Origin of the sequence: Halorussus ruber (assembly GCF_004765785.1) — an archaeon.
Taxonomy (GTDB): domain Archaea; phylum Halobacteriota; class Halobacteria; order Halobacteriales; family Haladaptataceae; genus Halorussus; species Halorussus ruber.
The window spans coordinates 1-774 of sequence record NZ_SBIT01000034.1 but is presented as its reverse complement, the minus strand read 5'-3'; the positions used below and the strand labels follow the sequence as shown (position 1 = coordinate 774).

The window sequence follows — 774 nt, the reverse complement described above, 5'->3', positions numbered from 1 at the left end:
GCGCCTGCTGGGCGTGAATCCACGCGACCCGGTACTGAGTGATAGCGGTATGGTGCTGGCCGCGATTCCGGAAGCGCTCGGCGCGCTCGACCGCCGCCTTCGCGCCCGTGATGTTCTCCGCGACTGCTGATTCGTCGAACGAGACGTTTCGCTCCCGAAGGGTCTCGCGGACGCGCTCGGCGTCGGCGATGGCGGTCGTAGCGAGTTGCTCGTCAGAACGGACCAGCAGTTTCGTGACGTTCGGGGCGAACTGCGGGGGAGTACTGGCTTCTTTGTCGTGTTCGAAGAGGGTGGCCGACGTGGTGCGGTTCGCGTCGAGGACGTACTCCAGGGACTTGTTGAGGGCTTTGAGTGCGGCGGTGCGGTGGCGCTGGGCTGACCGTCCGGGGCCGTCGAAGTCGGCCTGCTGGAGCGCGGCAATCGCCGCCAGTCGGTAGTCGGCGGCCGAGGCGTCGTCGCGGAAGGTGACGTTGACCGAGGCGTTCGCTAACGGTTTGCTCTTGTTAGCGAGCGCCGACCGGTTGTGCGCGACACTCGGCGGCGTCTCCGGGTTCTGCGCCCACTCGGGCGGCCCGCGGTCCTCGGGTGGGCCACCGCCACGGTCTTCTGGTGGGCCTCGGTCCTCGGGCGGTCCGGGGTCTTCAGGTGGTCCGGGGTCTTCCGGTGGGCCTCGCGTCTTATTTCCGGGCGGCCCTTGGGTTTTGTTTCCGGGCGGTCCCTGCGTCTTGTTCCCCGGTGGCCCCTGCGTTTTATTTCCGGGTGGGCCTTGCGTTT

At 67.7% G+C, this 774-nt stretch carries 1 pseudogene; it reads right to left on the bottom strand.

Annotated elements, in window-relative coordinates:
* Positions 1-774, bottom strand: a pseudogene (locus tag EPL01_RS21285) (hypothetical protein); the annotation flags it as partial.